Origin of the sequence: Sphingobacterium spiritivorum (genome assembly GCF_016724845.1) — a bacterium.
Lineage (GTDB): Bacteria > Bacteroidota > Bacteroidia > Sphingobacteriales > Sphingobacteriaceae > Sphingobacterium > Sphingobacterium spiritivorum_A.
The window spans coordinates 2677319-2698037 of record NZ_CP068082.1 but is presented as its reverse complement, the minus strand read 5'-3'; the positions used below and the strand labels follow the sequence as shown (position 1 = coordinate 2698037).

At 42.1% G+C, this 20719-nt stretch carries 12 protein-coding genes; 3 read left to right on the top strand and 9 right to left on the bottom strand.

Annotated elements, in window-relative coordinates:
• Nucleotides 1–27 precede the first annotated feature (27 nt).
• The 4 genes from I6J03_RS11320 to I6J03_RS11305 all read right to left on the bottom strand — a co-directional run bounded on the left by I6J03_RS11320 (nt 28) and on the right by I6J03_RS11305 (nt 7904).
• The gene (locus I6J03_RS11320) at nt 28–1446 is read right to left on the bottom strand and encodes a TlpA family protein disulfide reductase (RefSeq protein WP_039990568.1); all 1419 of its coding nucleotides are present in this window, start codon (nt 1444–1446) and stop codon (nt 28–30) included.
• Between the two features lie 40 nt (nt 1447–1486).
• Nucleotides 1487–2953, bottom strand: a complete 1467-nt coding sequence (locus tag I6J03_RS11315; protein ID WP_003012240.1) for a RagB/SusD family nutrient uptake outer membrane protein — start codon at nt 2951–2953, stop codon at nt 1487–1489.
• An 11-nt stretch (nt 2954–2964) separates the two neighbouring features.
• Entirely contained in the window at nt 2965–6609 is a 3645-nt protein-coding gene (locus tag I6J03_RS11310; protein ID WP_201693678.1) for a SusC/RagA family TonB-linked outer membrane protein, read from the bottom strand.
• A gap of 143 nt (nt 6610–6752) precedes the next feature.
• Complete coding sequence (locus tag I6J03_RS11305; protein WP_003012234.1) at nt 6753–7904, bottom strand: FecR family protein; 1152 nt, start codon at nt 7902–7904, stop codon at nt 6753–6755.
• 219 nt (nt 7905–8123) lie between these two features.
• Between I6J03_RS11305 and I6J03_RS11300 the strand changes: the two genes are divergently transcribed.
• Nucleotides 8124–8684, top strand: a complete 561-nt coding sequence (locus I6J03_RS11300) for an RNA polymerase sigma-70 factor (RefSeq protein ID WP_002999576.1) — start codon at nt 8124–8126, stop codon at nt 8682–8684.
• 155 nt (nt 8685–8839) lie between these two features.
• Here the strand turns inward: I6J03_RS11300 and I6J03_RS11295 are convergent, their stop codons facing one another.
• Nucleotides 8840–10000, bottom strand: a complete 1161-nt coding sequence (locus tag I6J03_RS11295; protein ID WP_003012232.1) for an acyl-CoA dehydrogenase family protein — start codon at nt 9998–10000, stop codon at nt 8840–8842.
• 226 nt (nt 10001–10226) lie between these two features.
• Between I6J03_RS11295 and amaB the strand changes: the two genes are divergently transcribed.
• Complete coding sequence (gene amaB / locus I6J03_RS11290) at nt 10227–11756, top strand: L-piperidine-6-carboxylate dehydrogenase (protein WP_039990567.1); 1530 nt, start codon at nt 10227–10229, stop codon at nt 11754–11756.
• Between the two features lie 28 nt (nt 11757–11784).
• On the top strand, nt 11785–13080 hold the full coding sequence (lat, locus tag I6J03_RS11285) for an L-lysine 6-transaminase (protein ID WP_003012229.1): 1296 nt from the start codon (nt 11785–11787) through the stop codon (nt 13078–13080).
• Between the two features lie 127 nt (nt 13081–13207).
• On the opposite strand, the gene I6J03_RS11280 is transcribed toward lat, so the two are convergent.
• From I6J03_RS11280 to I6J03_RS11265, 4 genes are all read right to left on the bottom strand, one after another.
• Nucleotides 13208–14842: a RagB/SusD family nutrient uptake outer membrane protein gene (locus tag I6J03_RS11280; protein WP_003012228.1), complete on the bottom strand. Its 1635-nt coding sequence runs from the start codon at nt 14840–14842 to the stop codon at nt 13208–13210.
• A 12-nt stretch (nt 14843–14854) separates the two neighbouring features.
• The gene (locus I6J03_RS11275; RefSeq protein WP_003012226.1) at nt 14855–17917 is read right to left on the bottom strand and encodes a SusC/RagA family TonB-linked outer membrane protein; all 3063 of its coding nucleotides are present in this window, start codon (nt 17915–17917) and stop codon (nt 14855–14857) included.
• A 490-nt stretch (nt 17918–18407) separates the two neighbouring features.
• Nucleotides 18408–20123, bottom strand: coding sequence for a GMC oxidoreductase (locus I6J03_RS11270; RefSeq protein ID WP_003012224.1), 1716 nt, complete (start codon nt 20121–20123; stop codon nt 18408–18410).
• A 16-nt stretch (nt 20124–20139) separates the two neighbouring features.
• Nucleotides 20140–20631, bottom strand: a complete 492-nt coding sequence (locus I6J03_RS11265) for a gluconate 2-dehydrogenase subunit 3 family protein (protein ID WP_003012223.1) — start codon at nt 20629–20631, stop codon at nt 20140–20142.
• Nucleotides 20632–20719 lie beyond the last annotated feature (88 nt).

Below are 20719 nucleotides of genomic sequence, written 5' to 3'. Positions count from 1 at the left end.
TATCTGTTTTTATTTTGCTGAGTGCATTTATTTAGCCAAAGCTTCATTGATCTTATCCTGTGTGATATCCTGGCTAGGTCTTGGTGCATCGTTATCAATGATCCTGCCATCCCGGCCAATGATTACATAGCGCGGAATCCCCGAAATATTAAAAGCCTTAGCTACCGGCGTATTTAAACCTGATGTAGCCTGTGAGAGTAGATGGATACCTTCTATCTTATCTTCATCTATTGCTTTTTTCCATGCATCTGTACTACTGTCGAGACTTATGTACAGAAACACTACATCCGGGTTATCCTTGAATTTTGCATGAAGCTTAGGTGCACCATTCTTCATTTCGCCTCTACAGGGCCCGCACCAGCTTGCCCAGAAATCAATGTACAATACCCTGCCCCGGAAATCACTGAGCGATATATCTTTACCATCCAGGTTTTTCAGTATGAAGTCAGGAGCCATTTTGCCCGGGGACAGCTTATTGTAATCTTCATACATTTTCATTACTGACTTTTGATCTTCCACACTACAATATTTTACCATATAATAGTCCATTAAAGGTTTAACTGTATTTACATCTTTTGCTCTTTCTATAGCAAGCATCAGTGAAGAGGACACAGCCATACTCCTGAGTTTACCCTTATACAGTTTTTCAATCTCACCTAACGTAATCTTTGTATTTGCCTCGGTAGAAAGGGTACTGTCCAGTAAGCCTTGCCCGGCTCTAAATTTGTAATTCAGAAAAATAGGATAAATTACTTTAATAAAACTTTCGTAGTCAGAGTTATCTAACAACTTCTCATCCAGTCTGACCTGCTGTTGGATATCCCAGTAGTGATCGGGGATACACTCTGAAGCTTTTTTATTAAACCACACTTGATACAGATAAGGAATAGGAGCCATAGGCATAAATGCTAAACTAAGTTTATCATAATGCAATGATACAGACTGGTATTGGTAAAAGGATGGAGTTACTTTTTGTTTGTTATTTTCCAGAATGTCGATCGAATGTTGTCCCAATTCGAGCAACTTATTAAACAGCTCACTTGCTGTCAGTTTATTTGTTTCAATCTTTAAGTAGCTTTCTTCTAAATCCCGTTTAATAGTAAAAAACACTTCTGCATTTGCGGAACCCTTTCCTTTAAATGTAGCTGTTTTATCGAAATCAGAAGTCATCTGCAAGTTATCACCTTGTTCCAGAAATAAAGTTGTATTCCGTTTTTCAGGAAAATCAAATCCTATCCTGACTTTCAAGGGCTTATCGTGCTTAAAATGAAGTGTATACCTATTGTATTTGTCTGGTTTAGCATAAAATACATCTCCATAATCGGCTACCCAGACAGAATCCGGCTTTATGCCGGTAAGTTCAATAACGACTCTGCTTTCGGCTTGTTGCGCAAATGCCAGGCCTGTATACAGACTTAACACAAATAGTATAATTATTCTTTTCATCAGTTTGTTCATTAAAATGATTTTATTATTTGTAACTGAATTATGGATTTTGTGGCATACCTTGGTTCGCATTCATAATGTATTGCGGATAACGGAAAGTCAGTCTCTCTGGCTTTAGTGGAAAGGATTCTACAATCTTACCTGTAGCATCGTATACATTATGCACCATACCTACAGTAGATTTATAGGTCTCATCCACTGATAAGCGGCGCATATCCCACCAGCGTTCGCCGGATGTGGCATATTCTCTGATCCTTTCTTCCAATATGTATTTGGTAAGTGCCACCTTGTCCCCTGTCACATTTGCCGGGATATCGGCAGCACCTGTTACTGTACTTTTCATTCTTTTCTTTCGGAAAGCAACCAGATCATTAACGGCATTAGGAAGATCTCCTGCGCGCGACTCGCATTCTGCCTTTAGCAATATCATGTCCGGTACACTTATACCCATATTATTTAATTTGCCAAAACAGCGCATCATATTAAGCGGATAGGTCGCTCCGGAGGGAGGGAAAGGCGATTTTGTAAAAAAAGTGAGTCGAAGATCTGCCGGACTATACAATGCAGCTGTCTGCGGATTGATAGGAGCGGCAGAATAGTAATAATTAAAGAAATTTATATTATACTTGAGATATAGCACTTCTTCATCTGTGTCAATCTGAAGCCTATTGGGCCCGAAAACTGGATTAACAGGATAAAAGGCTCCTCCGGGGTTAAAAACAGTATTAAAATCATACAAGCGAACCGGAATATCAGCATTGGATAACTTCGAAATAGCCGAAGCAAATAAAGGGAGTGCTTTATCAAACTGCTGCATATTCATATATACCTTCCCAAGTATGGCCTCCCCTGCGGACTGCGACATACGGTGTCGGCTGAAGATGCGGGCAGAGAGATTAGGGATAGCTTCTGTCAGATCTGCTATGATCAGATCATAGGCAGCCTGTACAGATAGCCGTGTAAAGACTGTCTGCGTGACATCTGCCACTGTGAACAGAGGAATACCTGGATCTGAAGCTGCGGTAGCCGCATTATAGGGCTTCCCGTAATAATTAACCAGCATAAAATGTACCCAGGCTCTCCCGGCCAGTGCCTCTGCACGAAGTGCTTTTTTTTGCTGCTCATTACCCTCCCGGGAAGTCATCACTTCATTGATCACTTTATTATAGGTATATATTTGTCCTACTAGACTCATTTCCGACTCATTTTCGGAAGGAAGATATATATCATCCTGATATTCAAATGCTTTCCGATAATTGATTGCTCCGAATCCAAATCCTGAGTTATATACAGGCTGATAACCACCCAGCTCATCAGACATTACCACCTGGGAAGCAATGCTCACCATACTAAGACTAAAGCTATTCAGTAACTGTTCATAATCGGATGTTTTGGTGGCAATGGCAACACCCTTTGGCATCACCTCGAGAAAATCTTTGCGGCATGAGCTAAAGCAGGCTATTAATACCAGAGCGGCTATTTTAAATATATTTTTAGTGTAAAACATGACTTTGTAATTTAAAAAGTTAAATGAACACCTAAGTTAAACGCATTTTGACCCATACGAAGGGATCTTCTGCCAAACTTTGCATTCTGAAATTCAGGATCTATACCATATGTATTGGCCTTCCAGAGCATAATATTGGACATGCCTGCCCGCATACTCAGGCCTTCGACTTTCCATCTATCGGTAACCGATCGCGGAAATGCATAGCTAAATGTCAGGTCTCTTATTTTTATATAGGAAGCAGACAGCACATTTTGCTTTCCATAGATGTAATAATCGACATTTCTGTCTGCATCAACTTTAATATTCTTGAATGCCGGTATATCGGTTAGATTTTCATCTCCTGGCTTTTTCCAGCGGTTGGCAAACTCGGCATTCAGGTTTCCATATTGAAAATTTTGATTTACCAAAAAGCCCCGGCCTGTACTGTTTTCAGAAAACTCCCACGCATTGTTCACATCCCTGAACATGACATGCCCCAGATTGTAGATCACATTAATATTAAGTGAAAAGCCTTTATATCCAAAAGTATTGGATAACCCTCCGTTCCAGACCGGCTGAAATACCCCCATCAGTACCACATCATTTGCCTTGGGTACACCGGCATCATCCCTACCTAAGGAGGTAGTACCATCAGCAAGTCTGACCAACGGATTTCCATCGGCATTTAGTCCCGCATAATCATAGGCAAATGCAGAGAAGGCTGCATAGCCTGCCAGATATTGCTCCATTATTTGGTCACGTCCCGTACTAACAGGGGTCAATAGATTTATTTTGGTCACTTTATTTTTATTGTACGAAAGAGTAAAGGAGCTGGTCCACTGAAAATCAGTGTTTCGGATATTCACCGAATTAACCGAAGCCTCTATACCTTTATTGGTCATATTTCCGACATTGCCGACGATAGTTGTAAAACCAGTAAGCGGATTTACTTCGAGCTGCCCAATCAGATCCGTTGATTTGCGTTGATAATAGTCCAAAGAGGCGTTCAACCTGCGATTAAGAATTGAAAGATCAAGGCCAATATTAAGAGTACTGGTCTGCTCCCAGGTTAGCCTTTTATTACCGGGCGTAGCTACACTATAACTTTGTCCGCCAGGCACATATGGATTTGGGAACGGTCGCAAAACGTCCTGACTGGCACTTTTGCCAGGTACAGGAGAGTTTCCGCCGATACCATAGGTAATGCGGGCAGACAGTTCATTAATAAAACTTACATCCTGCATAATTGCTTCATTGCTTAATAGCCATTTCCCTCCGATACTCCAGGCCGGCTTGCGTTGTGCAGATTTCTCTATGCCAAACAAATTACTTTTATCTTGCCTCCAGCTCGTATTTAGGGTGTATCTTTTCCCATAAGTATAACCCATGTTAGCATAATAAGACCGGAAGCGAAGCATACTCTCTTGCTGTGAAAAAGGAGCTTCTTCAAAGATGGCATTCCCTCTTAATGTAGGTAAAATTCCTCCTGCCACACCTGTTGTTCTCAGCATATCATAATCCAATGCGGTAAAGGATTGTGCATTTTCATCATACCCGTATACTGTGCTACCTGTGATGATATTTTTTTGTTCCTGTTGCTCATAACCCGCCAGTACATTCAATTGATGAAGCTGATTTTCTGAAGTATAATCGTACACCAACTGGTTTCTGATGGTCCAGTTCTCATCTGTTATACTTGATGTCCCGTACTTACCTCCGATATTTGGCAGATTATATTTAATTGTTCCATTATTATTTTGGGCAAACCTCAGCAACTGTATATTCTGATTGTAATTGGTATTGTCATCATAACTTGTACTGCGGTTTGTTCCGCGTACGTAACCAAGCACAGCTTCATAGCGCAGCCCCTTGTACAGACTGACCGTCAGTCCGGCTGTAAGGCGTGCCATTAAGCCATTGCTGTTGCTGGTACCCGTAAGAGCATTACTGAGCGGATTGTAACGCAGACTGCGTCCTGTTAGTTTTTCAACCGGATCAATGGCTTCAGAAGGCAGATAACCAAGATAGGACATATCCAGATTATTGCCCTCTCCATCTCTGAACAACTGATAGGGTAAAAAGCGATTGTCAGGCGAGACTGCACGGTTTGAGGATGTACGCTGATTGGTCAGATCCGCAATAAAGAATGCCTTCATCCATTTGTTAAAGGTATAATCGTTGCGGGTATTCAGCTTGAAGGTATTGTTTTTGTTCCCGGGCGTATAGCTTTGGTCGCCGGTGTAAGCCAGAGAAGTATAATTACTATATTTTTCTGTACCGCCTGCAAGAGACAAGGTGTGGTTAGTCAGGATCTGAGGGCGATAAAAGATATCCCGTATCTGACTGAGATTGCTTATCTCTGCGAGACTGTCCAGTCTGGCGTCCCGCTGCGCAGCCGAAATTAATCCCCGGGCAAAATCCCACTGGATCTGCCTGTCAGGGGAGTATCCGCCATCTCCTAAAGCAGGATTATAAACAGGAGTATACGTAGTGGAGACCGGGTCAAAAGTCTCTCTGGAGGCCTGTATATACTGACGGCTATTCAATACCGGAAAATAATCAATGTCCGGTTTGCCCTGAAAACTGGCAAAGGCATCATATGTAATTCGTAGTTTCTGATTATTGCCTCCTTTTTTTGTTGTAATTACAATTACTCCGTTAGAAGCCCGTGCTCCCCATATGGAAGCAGCTGTCGCATCTTTAAGTACACTTACATCCTGTACATCCTGTGGGTTGATACTGGAAACATCAGGCACCGCAATACCGTCTACCACAAATAGCGGAGACGCATTGGTATAACCTTCCGTAGTAGCCAAGGTACTTAGTCCACGAATCAGAAACTGCTGTTTGCCATTAGTCGGCGAATTATTGATCACCAACCCCGGTACCAAACCATCCAGACGCTGAATGATATTGGTGCTGGTCGCTCTGTTGGCCAATACTCCCATATCCGGTTTGGAAAAAGAACCTGCACTGCGTTCCTTTGAAATATTCTGGTACCCTGTATTTACGACTACTTCCTGCAGACGTCCGGCTGGTTTCAGACGTATGATCCCCAGATTTGCAGCGACTTTTATGGTATAAACTTCATATCCGACATAGGAAACAGATAAATATGCTTCTTTGCTGATATTACTCAATGCAAATTCTCCGTTGCCGTCTGTAACAGCAGCAATCTTACGTCCCTTTATGGTCATCGAGAAATCTCCGGTCTCTTTGTTTTCAGATGAAGTCTGGATAACTACGGCTATAGTAGCTCCCTTTAAGGGGTTACCAAGAGAATCTACCACACGTCCTCGTACATCTGTCTGCTGTATAGATTCAGAACTTTTGCCGGAGAGGGCGACCTGTCGTTTTCTGATCAACACAAATTTATCTTCAACGGTATAGGTCAGAGACGTATTTGTAAACAGGGTTTTCATGGTCTCATCAAGACTGGCATTCCTGATAGATATATTCACAGGTCCCATATCTTTTGCAAGATGTCTGTCAAACAGAAAATCGTATCCGGTCTGCTGCCTGATTTTATATAACACATCTTTGAAAGAACTGTTCTTTTCATTCAGGTTTACCCGTTGTCCGTATGTTGCAGCATAGACCTGCATAAAGGACAGGAAAATTATGGCGGTGGTCAGGCGCATAAAAATCAGTTTTAAGGTGTAAATTTTATACATTTGTTTCAGGTATTGGTTAGTTATAGTCAAAACGCTTACAGGTTCGAAGCTTAAGTGTTTTGAAGGTTATAATTGATTGTACATTACGGTCGGGGTGTTTCCAGCACTTCCGGCCTGTTTTTTTGTTTATATACCTTTTGTATTTATTTTGTCAGTATAACCCTCCTTCCTTTTATTTCAAATTTTATATTTCCGGCCAGTTCTATTTTGCGAAGAACATCTGCCAGCCGGCTGCTTCTTGCAATCCAGCCATCGAGTCTGATATCTTTTATATCGGATTCCTTATATACAAACTCAATATCGTACCAGCGCTCTATCTTACGCATGGATTCCTCAAAATCATCTGTTCCAAACACAAAGTCCCCATTTTTCCATGCCAGTATTTCGCTAATATCGGCTTGCAGTATTTGTGTATTGCCCCCTCCGACAATAGCCTGCTGACACGGTTTTAGTACTATGGATTCTTGAGAAGAAAGATTGCTTACTTTTACAGACCCTTCCATCAGCGTGGTTTTTACTTGTTTTTCATCTGCATAACTGCTGATATTAAAATGAGTTCCTAATACCGTAACTTTCTGCCGGTCGGTAGTAACTATAAAAGGTCTCTTTTTGTCTTTAGTGACTTCAAAGTAAGCTTCTCCTGTCAGGGTCACTTCTCTTGAATCCGGATGATTAAAAGCGGGTGAAAATGTAATAGAAGATGCCGCATTGAGCCACACTTTGGTTCTGTCCGGCAATGTCATCATATACATTTCCCCTTTGGCTGTACTTAGGGTATTCTCAGCAGTGGAAGGTTGACCAGCGGACTGTTCATCATACAAAAGCCGGCCATCTGCACTCTTTGAAATACGTGTCCCATACTCGGTGGCCAGTTCTCCCACAGCAGCATCTGACAGTTGTATTTTCCTGCCATTGGCTAAGGTCAGAGTCGCTCCGCTCTTTCCGGGGGTTATACTATCCTGATGTACAAGCTGATGGGAATGTTGTTTTTCGGTTGTGCTGTATCTATACACATAGAAACTTACTCCCAGTAAGAGGAGTACAGCTGCGGCAACACTGATACGTGTCCACAATGAATAAATGCGTGTTTTATGGATACGGCTGTTGATCCCATTCAGTATTCTGTCCTGTAACTGCCCCTCTGTTTGCGCAAAAGATTCCGGAATCTCCATTATTCCATCCGGATCACTTTCGTACCAGGCATTGAATACCTGAAGTTCTTCTTCGGTAATCGTTTTATCCAACCATTTAGAGGCCAGCTGTTGGTATTTTTCTTGGTCTTCAGGACTGTGCATATTCAGGCTTATTTACTAGTATGTACCTTCAGAAATACAAATCCCTTAGTCCGGCTTAAAATTATTTTAACTTTTTCCTTACATTGGCGAAATATACTTTAGGTTTCCAAAAAAATGAGACGGAATCAGGTTTAAGATTTTTTATACTTATATTCAAAATATTATGGAGATTCGCATATCGATTTATTCTTCCATTATTGAAATAGATCATATAAGATCATGACCAATTATACAGCTTATACGGATTCTGAACTGATCAATGCTCTCCGCGAGGGCAATGATGCTGCTTTTACAGAAATCTACAGAAGATATTGGAAACGTCTTTTTTATATTGCCGCAAAGAAATTGCATGACCCTGAAGAGGCAGAGGAAATCGTGCAACAAATTTTTGTATCGTTGTGGAACCGCAGGGAAGAACTGGAAATCAGCACCACACTACATGCTTATCTGGCTGTTTCCGTAAAATACAGAATTATCAAGGTACTGGATAAGCATTACCATCAGCAGAAGTATGCGGAAAGTATGACTTCCCGGTTTCTCGATGACTCCACTCAGGAGTGGCTGGCCTTTCTGGACCTGAAGGATATTCTTGAGAAAAGTATTTCCGATCTGCCGGAAAAATGCCAGCTTGTTTTTCGCATGAGCAGGGAAGAACATATGTCTCAAAAAGAGATTGCCGTCGCTCTGGACATCTCAGAAAAGACTGTAGAAGCACACCTCGGGAAGGCGATAAAGACTTTAAGACAGAAATTAAGTCGTTTTCTGATGCTATTGCTGTAACTTCTAATCGCATCACTAACAGTTGGCGGGGACGCCAACTGACGCGGTGGCAACTGAAGTGAGAACAGCAACATAAGCAGGTATAAATAAGCTTTATAACTTTATAGCCTTATCAACTCTATAAACCTTATCAACTATAGAACTCTTAACAACTCTCAAAAAGCACTGATTCCTGTTATATCCTGTCCTGTGATTAACAGATGGATATCATGCGTACCCTCATAGGTAATAACCGACTCCAGATTCATCATATGTCGCATGATCGGGAATTCACCGACGATTCCCATTGCTCCCAGCATCTGCCGGGATTCTCTGGCGATTTGCAGTGCCATATTCACATTATTACGTTTGGCCATAGATATTTGTTGCGGGGTCGCTTTTCCTTCATTCTTAAGTACACCCAATCTCCAGCTCAGCAACTGTGCTTTTGTAATTTCAGTTAAGAATTCGGCCAGTTTCTTTTGTTGCAACTGATAAGATGCAACAGGCTTTCCGAATTGTTGTCGCTCCAGACTGTAGCGAAGGGCAGTCTGATAGCAATCTACTGCTGCTCCTATGACTCCCCATGATATACCGTAGCGGGCTGAATTGAGACAGGACAAAGGCCCTTTCATAGAACTGACATCGGGAAGTATGTTCTCTTGCGGTATACGTACATCTTCAAATATAAGCTCTCCTGTCTTCGAAGCCCGCAGCGACCACTTATTATGCGTCTCGGGAGTTGTAAAACCCTTCATCTCCCTCTCCACAATAATTCCCCTTACCTTCCCTTCCTCATCCCGCGCCCATACGACTGCCAGATCACACACGGGAGCATTGGTGATCCACATCTTTGCTCCGTTGAGTATATATCCGTCCCTGTCTTTGGACAGGCGGGTTTCCATTGCTGTCGGATCAGAGCCGTGATTGGGTTCTGTAAGTCCAAAACTTCCTATCAGTTCTCCGGTGGCAAGTTTTGGCAGAAATTTACGCTTCTGTTCCTCACTTCCATAGGTGTAGATCGGAAACATGACCAGAGAAGACTGTACAGACGCAGCAGAGCGGACAGCTGAATCTCCGGCTTCCAGCTCCTGCATAATCAGTCCGTAAGAAAGCTGATCCAGTCCGGCTCCTCCGTACTCCTGCGGAATATAGGGTCCGAGCGCACCTATTGCGCCCAGTTTTTGCATCAGACCGGGTATATCCTTGTGCTGTTGTGCGGCCTCATCTATGACCGGGCGGATCTCCTTGTTCACGAATTCGCGAACGGTATTCCGTATCATAAGCTGTTCTTCTGTCAGTAACTCGTCTATCTGAAAATAATCGACCTCTTTCATATGTCTATAATTTGATTTTCAATGGCCATATGGAATATCCAAACTATATTCATTGGTGTTTGTGCAGCCTGTAGTACATAGATATTTCATGGTTTGAAAAATGAATATAAAACTAAAGATAGGAAATATTAGGACTTCTTTAGAAACAAATATTATTCATGAAATCATTATAAATTCAGAAAATAATTCCCTAATTTTAAAAAACAAACGAATAACAATTATATCCATGATCAAAAAAGAATTAGACCTGTTAGGCATTAAATCTGAAAATCCGGGCACTTCTACCGGGACGAAATGGTTTGCCAAAGGCGATAAAATCACATCATTCTCTCCGGTAGACGGTAAAGAGATCGCTGCAGTAATTTCAACAACACGCAAAGAATACGATAAAGTTATTGAAACGGCACAGAAAGCAGCATTGGCCTGGAAAGATATCCCGGCACCAAAGCGTGGGGAGATTGTACGTCAGTTGGGTGAGCAGTTACGTATTTTAAAACCTACTTTGGGCAAGCTCGTTTCCTACGAAATGGGAAAATCATATCAGGAAGGTATGGGAGAAGTACAGGAGATGATCGATATATGTGACTTTGCAGTTGGACTGTCCCGTCAGCTCTATGGCAATACGATTCATTCCGAACGTCCCGGACACCGCATGTATGATCAATATCATCCCTTAGGTATCGTCGGAATAATTACGGCCTTCAATTTTCCGGTAGCAGTATGGGCATGGAATGCGGCTTTGGCTCTGGTATGCGGAGATGTGGTGCTGTGGAAACCGAGTGAAAAAACACCGATATGTGCTATTGCCTGTCAGCATATCATTGCGGATATTCTGAAAAAGAATAATCTTCCGGAGGGTATTTCATCTGTAGTGAGCGGAGATGCTGAAATCGGTAAATGGATCAGTGCAGACAAACGTGTGGCACTGGTATCGGCAACAGGATCTACCCGTATGGGTAAAGCTGTAGCGGTAACAGTAGCAGAGCGTCTTGGAAAATCTTTACTGGAACTGGGAGGTAATAATGCGATTATCGTAACGCCGAATGCGGATCTGAAGATGACTATCATAGGCGCGGTATTCGGAGCTGTAGGAACTGCAGGCCAACGCTGTACCAGCACAAGAAGGCTTATTATCCATGAAGATATCTACAAAAAAGTAAAAGATGCCCTGATTGCAGCCTATAAACAAATCAAAATCGGAGATCCGCTGGATGTGAAGAATCATATGGGGCCATTGATCGATACGCAAGCTGTAGATATGTATACAGAGGCTATTGCTAAAGTAAAAGAAGAGGGAGGTAAAATATTGGTAGAGGGTGCCGTACTTTCGGGCAAAGGATATGAAAGTGGCTGCTATGTAAAACCTGTCATCGCAGAGGTAGAAAATCACTTCGATATTGTACAATCCGAAACATTTGCTCCTATACTTTATCTTATCAAATATAGCGGCGATGTAGAAAATGCTATAGGGCTTCAAAATGATGTTGCACAGGGTCTTTCTTCAGCGATCATGACGTCCAACTTGCGCGAAGCAGAATTATTCCTGAGTAACAAAGGATCAGACTGTGGTATTGCGAATGTCAATATCGGGACTTCGGGAGCAGAAATCGGGGGTGCATTCGGAGGTGAAAAAGAAACAGGAGGAGGACGTGAGTCCGGCTCGGACGCCTGGAAACTTTACATGAGAAGACAGACAAATACGATTAATTATACAACTGAACTACCGCTGGCACAAGGCATAAAGTTCGATCTATAAACGAATAACCCTATTTTAAATACTGATTATGATAAAAGAAGCGACAGTACACGAGAGATTAGCAAAACATATATTGGCTGACGGACTACCGTTAGTGATAGATCTGGAGAAGTCACATGACTCCTATATTGTAGATATCGATGGAAATGAATATCTGGATATGTTCAGCATGTTTGCTTCTTCGCCTATCGGCTATAACCATCCGCATATTGTTAAGAATAGTAATTTATTAAAAAAAGTTGCTATCAATAAGCTGGCACTTTCGGATATCTATCCCACAGAATTTGCGGATTTTGTAGATACGTTCGAGCGTGTGGCCATTCCTGCGGAATTAAGTTATTGCTTTTTCATTGACGGAGGTGCGCTTGCTGTTGAAAATGCACTGAAGGCTGCTTTTGACTGGAAGACCAGATTGAATATTTCGCGTGGTATACAACAGGAAGCCAGCCAGGTTATACATTTCAAACAGGCTTTCCATGGACGTACGGGATATACACTATCTCTGACCAATACGAAAGACCCAAGGAAATACATGTATTTTCCGAAATTTGACTGGCCGAGGATTACAAATCCTAAGCTTCACTTTCCTTTAACAGAAGAAAGTATTGCTGAAACAACAAAAGCAGAGCAACAGGCTATTCAGGAAATAGAAGCAGCTATCGCCAAAAATCCGGATGCCATAGCATGCCTGATTCTGGAACCTATACAGGCTGAAGGTGGTGACAACCATTTCCGGACGGAGTTTTTTCAGGAATTGAGACGCATATGTGATGAACATGATATTTTATTGATTCTGGACGAAGTACAGACAGGACTGGCATTGACGGGTAAAATGTGGGCATATGAGCATTACGGAATTATCCCGGATCTGATCTCCTTTGGAAAAAAATCTCAGGTTTGTGGCGTATTGGCACATCGTGAGAAATTTGACCGTGTCGAAAAACATGTGTTTAAAGAATCCAGTCGCATTAATTCCACCTTCGGAGGAAATTTAGTGGACATGATGCGCTTCAAATTAATACTGGAAGTCATCGAACAGGAAAATCTTGTTCAACAGGCCGAAAGTCTGGGTGAATATTTACTGGAAAAACTGGAACAGCTTGCAAAGAGCCACAGCCAGCTCTCCAATGTAAGAGGAAAAGGACTTCTGGCGTCATTTGATTTCCAGACCGAGCAGCAAAGAGATGAATTCGTTAAGCGTGCTATGAACAATAAGCTTCTTATTCTGGGTTGTGGTGACAAAAGTATACGCTTCCGCCCGCATCTGACGGTTACGGTAGAACAATTGGATAAAGCATTAGCTCTTGTGGAGAAAAGCTTGTAAGAAAATTACTATTTATGTCCACATCGTATTCCAGGTGAGGAAAGCAGCAAATGCTATATAAATTAAAATCGGGTACCCGCATCACTCCGCAGGTACCCGATCTTTTTTAATAAATAGCCGGTCTTATCTAATATCCCGGATTTTGTTGCAGATTAGGATTAATAGCCAGTTGTGCCTGGGGTACAGGATACAACTCCCTGTTGGCATCGTTTACAGGTTTATGATCCCACCAGGTAGCCGTGGTATATTTACCAAAGCGTATCAGATCTGTACGTCTTTTTCCCTCGAAGATAAATTCTCTTCCGCGCTCAGCCAGCAATTCATCCAATGTAAGGGTAGCGACAGAATACTGAGCTGCAGGCCAATCCGCAGCCGAAAAGGCTCTTTTCTTCGAATCATTGATTAACGATACAGCTTCTGTTGTAGCCGTTCCGTTATTTTTGCGCATCAAGGCTTCCGCCTTATTAAAATAAATCTCGGTAAGACGATACAGAATATAATCGTTCTCCTGATAGTTGACATCGCTCAGACGGCCACTTTTGTATTTATTAAAGCGTGCTCCGGAATTCTCTTCCCCTTTAGCCATTCCTCCATCACTGGTCAGATCTCCTTCACTTTCTCTACGAATAGAATTAACAAATGATAATGGTTTACCGGAATACTCCTCTGTCCCCAACACAGGTGTAGTTGTTCCATACTTATACTGCGGTCCATACAGAAACCAGTCTTTCCTGCGGATATCATTAGCGGCATAGGCATCGAATGCGGTAGGAATTACCACAAATGCATTCCAGCCGCCATAGCCCACATCTAATGCTTCTTTCATATAATCATATCCCATAAAGAACCCACCCCAGTCAAACGTAAATCCGGCCTTACGGCTATACTGAAACTGGAATAAAGATTCCGGATTAGCGCTGTTTGTATTTGCAAACAGTGTATTAATATCCGGAGACAACTTCGGAGCACCTCCGATACCGCCCGCCTGTCCGGAGATAATCTTATCGCACGCGGCAATACATTCATCCCACATAGGGGTACCATTCCATTTCTCCGCATTCAGATACAGTTCGGCCATCATAGCATATCCGGCAGCCATAGATACCTGTCCGATATTCTGTCCGGAAGTAAGCGGCAGTTTGGGTACATTTTCTTCCAGCTCTTTCTTTATAAAATCAAAGACCTCTTTACGCGGTTTAGTCGCCAGATTGGAAGGAGTTTGTGAAACTTCAAGAGCAATAGGAACATTTCCCCACATATCCATAATTTTCATATAATGGAATGCACGAAGTACTTTTAATTGCGCCAGTACAAAATTCATCTCCTCCTGTGTCATCCCTACTTTCTGTATATCCAGAGCAGAGATATCACTCAGCGCATTATTGACGTAACCTACTCCTCCCCACAACAGCTCCCATGCACTTAACAGTCTGTTTTCAGTAATAGTCCAGGTGTGATAATGCTGTCGAAAATGATCTCCACCATCGTAGCCGTGCCGTCCCTTCTGTGGCCAGGCCAGTTGGTCAGAACTCAGTTCGGAGTGATAATAATAACCACTTCCTCCTGTTGGAGCCAACCAGGCCTGCATATGTGTAAACGGGCGTAAAGCGGCCTGCATTACTTCCAATTTATTTTTATAGAAACTCTCTTCTTTCAAGGTACTGTACAGATTTTCGTCCAGATTGGTACAGCTCTGTAATCCGAATAGTGCGACTCCTACCCCAAAAGCAGACGCCAGATATTTATTTTTTAGTAATTTCATGATTATTCTCTATTAAAATCCAACATTAAGTCCTACTGACCATGATTTAGTACGCGGATAGAAACCTCTTGAATCTATTCCTGAAGCAAATCCTGTGTCCTGTAATTCCGGATCAAGACCGCTATAACTGGTAATCGTAGCAATATTGCGACCTGTCACATATACATACAGGTTGCGGATATAATCGGTCTTCAATTTAAAATTGTACCCCAATGTGATATTATCCAGTTTCACGAAACTTCCATTCTCTAAATAGTAATCGGAATATTGCGGATCGTCTTTGATATTTGCGTGTTTTGTAAAAGCACTTTCCAGTACGTTATTCGGCAGCCATTTCTGATTTCCGAAAAACATATCTGCTGTATTCAGAATATCATATTTGAACTTTCCTCTGAAAAATACGGTGAGGTCAAATCCTTTATACGAAAAGCGGTTGCTTAAAGACGCATTGAATTTAGGCACACCATTCCCGATATAGGTCAGGTCATCATTGGTAATCTCTCCGGCTGTACCTGTACTTCCGTCGGCTTTGTAAAACAGCCATTTCCCGTCGTCTGTCAGGCCTGCATATCGTTTACCATAAAAAGAACCGACTTCGCCCCCTTCTTCCAGACGTATGGCATTACCCAGATTTCCAGGGGAAGGAAGCCCTCCGAATTCCAGCCAGTTACTTTGGAAAATCTCACTCGACAACTTCGCCAGCTTATTCTTCTGGTAATTACCGGTAAAATCTATATTCCAGGAGAAGTTTTCCTTCTTGACAGCAGTCGCTGACAATTGCAGTTCTATACCTTTGTTGTCTACCTGTCCGACATTATACCATATTTTGGACTGTACATATGCCGGCTGCTGTGCCCGGTATTCATCGATAAGATCTTTTGTTTTTCTGTTGTATACATCTATGGAACCTGTGATACGGTTATTCAGAAATCCGAAGTCTACCCCGATATTTGTTTCTGCTTTTTGTTCCCATTTCAGATCCGGATTTGGATTAGCGGCAGGACCATAGGTTTGATAATAGATACCATCCTGCGGATATACTCCTCCTGTGCCCAGTCTCAGTATGGACTGATAATTAGGTATTCCCTGATTTCCAGTTACTCCGTAACCAACCCTTAATTTCAGGTCATTGATCACTCCTTTATTGCCGAAGAAACTTTCATTTGAGATTGTCCATCCTCCTGATATTGCAGGAAAATTACCCCACTTATGATTCGCTCCGAATCGTGAAGAACCTTCTCTGCGCAAAATGGCACTTACGAAATAGCGATCTGCATAGTTATAATTGACACGTCCAAAGAAAGCCACCAGAGTATTATCTTCCTTAAAGGATCCCATTGTGGGTCTCGGAAGCTGTGCATTGGTAAGGGCCGTTCCGGAGTTCATATCCCAATCCAGAAAACCATCGGTTGTAAATCCGTTGTTAGACATTTCAAAACGCTCATATCCTGTATATTGATAACTATAGCCCAATAATCCGGTAATAGTGTGTTTTTCATTAAAGGTCTGGTTGTAGTCAATGGTAGATTCAATGGTTCTGGTCCAGTTCAGCTCATTCTTTTTATAGGCATATGCGGTACCTCTGTAGTCGGTATTGAGACGTTGATCCCAATCCAGTGTAGAACGGTAACGCCTGTCATTCCAGTTGTCCCGGACATAGGATCCGAATACCGATACGCTTAAAGGATCAATAATCTTCAGCTTCAATTTTGCATCTCCTGAAAAAGTTTGCTGATTGCGTTCATCTATACGATGAGCCAGCCGACTCATAGGATTATAGTTGTTGTATTCCTGCGTCTGATAGAATGTTCCGTCCGGATTATAGATCGGTGCAGTAGGATTACGCTGAATGGCCTGTTCGAAGTCCGGTACATTTTCACTGTCATCAGCCTTTTTACCTCCCAACATATTAGCCTTATTAAAATTGGCGGCTATATTTCCGGAAAAAGTAAGGCGGTCTTTCAGTCCTGTCTGAGAAAAATTGATTCTTCCTCCAAACTGCTTTCTGCCATTCTGTTTTGCAATACCATTGGCATCTTCATAGTTGATCGAAGCTCTGTAGTTGGATTTGTCTCCGCCACCACTCGCTATAAAATTATGGAAATGAGAGAAATTATTCTTGTCAATCAGTTCGTCAAACAGATCTGTGCTGGCTCCAAGATCAGATTGCGGACGGTTAAGACCTTTGACTACATACTCTCTGAACTGATCCGCAGACAGCATAGTAGGTTTACTGTCTACAAACTCTTTTTGTCCGTACGTAAAATATTCAAACTGGGGAGTTCCGGATTTACCCTTTTTGGTGGTAACCAATACGACCCCGCCGTTACCGCGAGTACCGTAGATCGCTGCTGCCGAACCGTCCTTTAACACACTTATGGATTCGATGTCTCCTTGCTTGACCAAATCCAGACTACCTCCGGGAATACCATCAATAACGATCAGAGGTGAATTGGAACCCTTCAGGGATGCCATACCCCTCAACTGTATAGAAGTTCCCGAGTTTGGATTACTCCCCTGTGCTCTGGTGATGTTAAGGCCGGCCACTTTTCCCTGCACCAGTTCCATAGGATTACGCATTCCTCCCTGATTGAAATCTTTTTCCTGTACCGTCTGTACAGCCGAAGTCACTTCACTCTTTTTCTGTGTACCATACCCTACTACTACGACTTCCTCTAATGATTCGCTCTCTGGCTTCAGTTTGACAGCGATACCGGAAGTACTCGTGACAGGTACTTCTACGGGCGAAAAGCCGATATAGGAAACGATCAACGTACTCCCGACTTTGGCTTCCAGACTGAAATTACCATCCTGATCAGTTTGTGTTCCGACAGCCGAACCTTTCAGTTTGACCGTAACCCCCGCCAGCGGAGTACCGGTCTCTGCATCGGTTACTTTTCCGGTTACTGTTTCCTGTTCAGATTTGTTTAAATAGGTTTCTTTGTCATGAACAAATCGGCTTTCTGCTGTACCGTTTGTTGCATTAGCATAATTTAATGCGAGCAGGGATAGCGGGACTACCCACCATTTCGCTCGACGACCCGCAGGTCGTAAAGGTTTACTGTAATGATTCATGTTTAGTTAGTATATGTTTGAAAAAATTGACAATTAGTTAAAATTTACTAAAACGTTTTATCAAATAGGCGCAATAAAAGGAGACAGCAGTATCTCCATATGCTTTCTATTTTTCAATAGGTAATTTTTACAATTTATAAGGTGATTTCTCTTTTTCACTAAAACGTTTTACTTCATGGTGCAAAAAAAAACCAGCATTCACGTATACAAGAAAAAATTAAAATCGGTTTATTTTCATATGGCTATTCTAAAGTTAAGATTTAAATCTTAAAAACCGCTGATCTTTTTTCAGTTTTTAATATAACATATAACCTATGCTACAAGTACTTATTAAAATTTCAGAAGTAAAAACAACAAAAAAAACCCGTCTTAATATATATTAAAACGGGGTTTGTATGGGTCTAGAAGCATCTGTATCAGTCCCTGGAAACAGGAAGCGTTTTCAGGCAGGAGCCCTATCTGATTCTGTCACAACAGGCTTCACTTTATTTTAAATATTTCCTTTCTTCATTTCCTGCAGCGCATAGTCAACAGCTCTTGCAGAGAAAGCCATATAAGTAAGGGAGGGATTTTGGGTAGAAGTAGAAGTCATGGCTGCTCCATCTGTCACAAATACATTCGGAACGCTGTGTATTTGGTTCCATTTGTTGAGGACAGAAGTCTTGGGATCATTTCCCATACGCGCTCCTCCCATTTCATGGATATCCAGTCCGGGAGCCTGACCGTGGTCATCTTGCTTGATATTGGTAAATCCGGCTTCCTCAAACATTGCTGTCATCTGCTCCAGGTAGTCTTTTTTCATTTTTGCATCATTGTCGTCATATTCAACTGCAATTTTCAGCAACGGAACTCCCCAGGCATCTTTTTGAGAACTATCCAGTGTAACCTGACCGGACTCTTTCGGAATAGTCTCACCCATCATATGTGATCCTACGCCCCATAATCCATACTTTGGATTCAGGAGATTATTTTTGAAAGATTCACCGTATCCGGACTGATCTGCACTCTTTGAACGGTAAGCACCAAATCCTGCTGCATATCCTCTCAGAAAATCTGTTTCTTGTTTATGTAAATTGCGGAATCTAGGAATATACCCTCCTCCGGCAGGATTACGACCATCGGTAGTATAATCCATAAAGCCTTCGTATTCGGCATATATACGTGCGCTGTAATTGTGAAAAGCAACATATTTACCTAACACACCACTGTCATTGCCCAAACCGTTTTCGAAGCGTTTGGATTTGGAATTCAGCAAAATCAGATTCGTATTTAATGCCGCAGCATTCACAAAGATCACCTTTGCAAAGAAATCCATCTCCTCTTTAGTCTCTGTATCAATGACTTTGACACCTACCGCTTTTCCCTTCGTATCATCATACAGAATAGAATGTACCACTGAGAAAGGTCTTAGTGTCATATTTCCGGTCTTCGCTGCCCACGGAATAGTGGATGCATTAGAACTAAAATAGCCTCCGAAAGGGCAGCCTCGCTGGCAAAGTGTACGATTCTGACATTGTACACGTCCCTGATCGAGGTGAATTTTATTAGGTTTGGATAAATGTGCACAACGCGCAGAGATCACTTTCCGCTCCGGATACTTGTTCTTCATGGTTTGCTGAAAATACTTTTCCACTACATTCAGCGGATATCCCGGAAGAAACTCACCATCCGGAAGCTCCGGAAGACCGTCTTTATCTCCTGCAATTCCGGCAAAACGCTCAACATAATCGTACCAGGGCTTCAGATCTGCATAGCGGATAGGCCAGTCAACGGCAAATCCATCGCGTGCAGGTCCTTCAAAATCAAAGTCTGACCAACGCTGTGTCTGTCTGGCCCAAAGCAGAGATTTTCCACCAACCTGATAGCCACGGATCCAATCGAATGGTTTTTCCTGTACATAAGGATGCTCCTGATCTTTTACGAAAAAGTGAGCCGCATCTTCATGAAATGCATAACAACGGTTAACAATAGGATTTTCCTGCTGCACCTTATACGGCATCTCTCCGCGGTGCTCAAATTCCCAGGGATAAAGGTTGGTGGTAGGATAATCCTTGACATGCTTTACATCACGGCCTCTTTCCAGTACCAATGTCTTTAATCCTTTTTCACAAAGTTCCTTTGCAGCCCAACCACCACTTATTCCCGAACCAATGACGATAGCATCGTATGTTCTGTTCTTTACGCTGTCCGTATTTATATTTGCCATTTTCCTTGATTCTTTATTATGCGTTGATTTTCATTGCACCATTGTACCTGCCCGGAACTAATTCATAAATTAGTTTATTCTTCATGACATATTCCGAATTGAGATATCCCTGAGTGGCTCTTTTTTTGAATATCTTATAAAAAGCACTCTTTTCCTTTGCTTCTTCTTCCGACTTGAAATATGCTCCGATCTTATCTGTCGCAGCACCATCCAGATCAGATCTGTTTTTCTCCAGGCCTTCCAGGAAAGCTTTTTGATCTTCAGGTGAATGACAATCATCTACCATTTTCATTACAAAAAGGTGAAGATTTAACTTTTTACCTCCAGGAGAATCTGTCTCAGGAATAAGTATATCTACCAGATTAGCCAGAAATTCTTCATCCTTAGCAGATAACCTGATGGTGTGCAGATCTATAGACGTTCCACCCTGCTCCCGCAGGCAGGAAGGCAACAACGCAAGCCCTCCAGCAATAATAAAAAGTTGTTTTACCGCAGTCCTTCGGTTCATAACATGATGTTTATAATTTGTAATATTAGAAATATTCTAACAAAAATCAAAAAGCTAAATCGATTAAAGCCAGTAATAATTTCAAGAC

Excerpts from the sequence above, each read along its gene's own strand:
- I6J03_RS11320 (WP_039990568.1), bottom strand. The coding sequence starts at position 1,446 with ATGAAAAGAATAATTATACTATTTGTGTTAAGTCTGTATACAGGCCTG.
- I6J03_RS11315 (WP_003012240.1), bottom strand. The coding sequence starts at position 2,953 with ATGTTTTACACTAAAAATATATTTAAAATAGCCGCTCTGGTATTAATA.
- I6J03_RS11310 (WP_201693678.1), bottom strand. The coding sequence starts at position 6,609 with ATGTATAAAATTTACACCTTAAAACTGATTTTTATGCGCCTGACCACC.
- I6J03_RS11305 (WP_003012234.1), bottom strand. The coding sequence starts at position 7,904 with ATGCACAGTCCTGAAGACCAAGAAAAATACCAACAGCTGGCCTCTAAA.
- I6J03_RS11300 (WP_002999576.1), top strand. The coding sequence starts at position 8,124 with ATGACCAATTATACAGCTTATACGGATTCTGAACTGATCAATGCTCTC.
- I6J03_RS11295 (WP_003012232.1), bottom strand. The coding sequence starts at position 10,000 with ATGAAAGAGGTCGATTATTTTCAGATAGACGAGTTACTGACAGAAGAA.
- amaB (WP_039990567.1), top strand. The coding sequence starts at position 10,227 with ATGATCAAAAAAGAATTAGACCTGTTAGGCATTAAATCTGAAAATCCG.
- lat (WP_003012229.1), top strand. The coding sequence starts at position 11,785 with ATGATAAAAGAAGCGACAGTACACGAGAGATTAGCAAAACATATATTG.
- I6J03_RS11280 (WP_003012228.1), bottom strand. The coding sequence starts at position 14,842 with ATGAAATTACTAAAAAATAAATATCTGGCGTCTGCTTTTGGGGTAGGA.
- I6J03_RS11275 (WP_003012226.1), bottom strand. The coding sequence starts at position 17,917 with ATGAATCATTACAGTAAACCTTTACGACCTGCGGGTCGTCGAGCGAAA.
- I6J03_RS11270 (WP_003012224.1), bottom strand. The coding sequence starts at position 20,123 with ATGGCAAATATAAATACGGACAGCGTAAAGAACAGAACATACGATGCT.
- I6J03_RS11265 (WP_003012223.1), bottom strand. The coding sequence starts at position 20,631 with ATGAACCGAAGGACTGCGGTAAAACAACTTTTTATTATTGCTGGAGGG.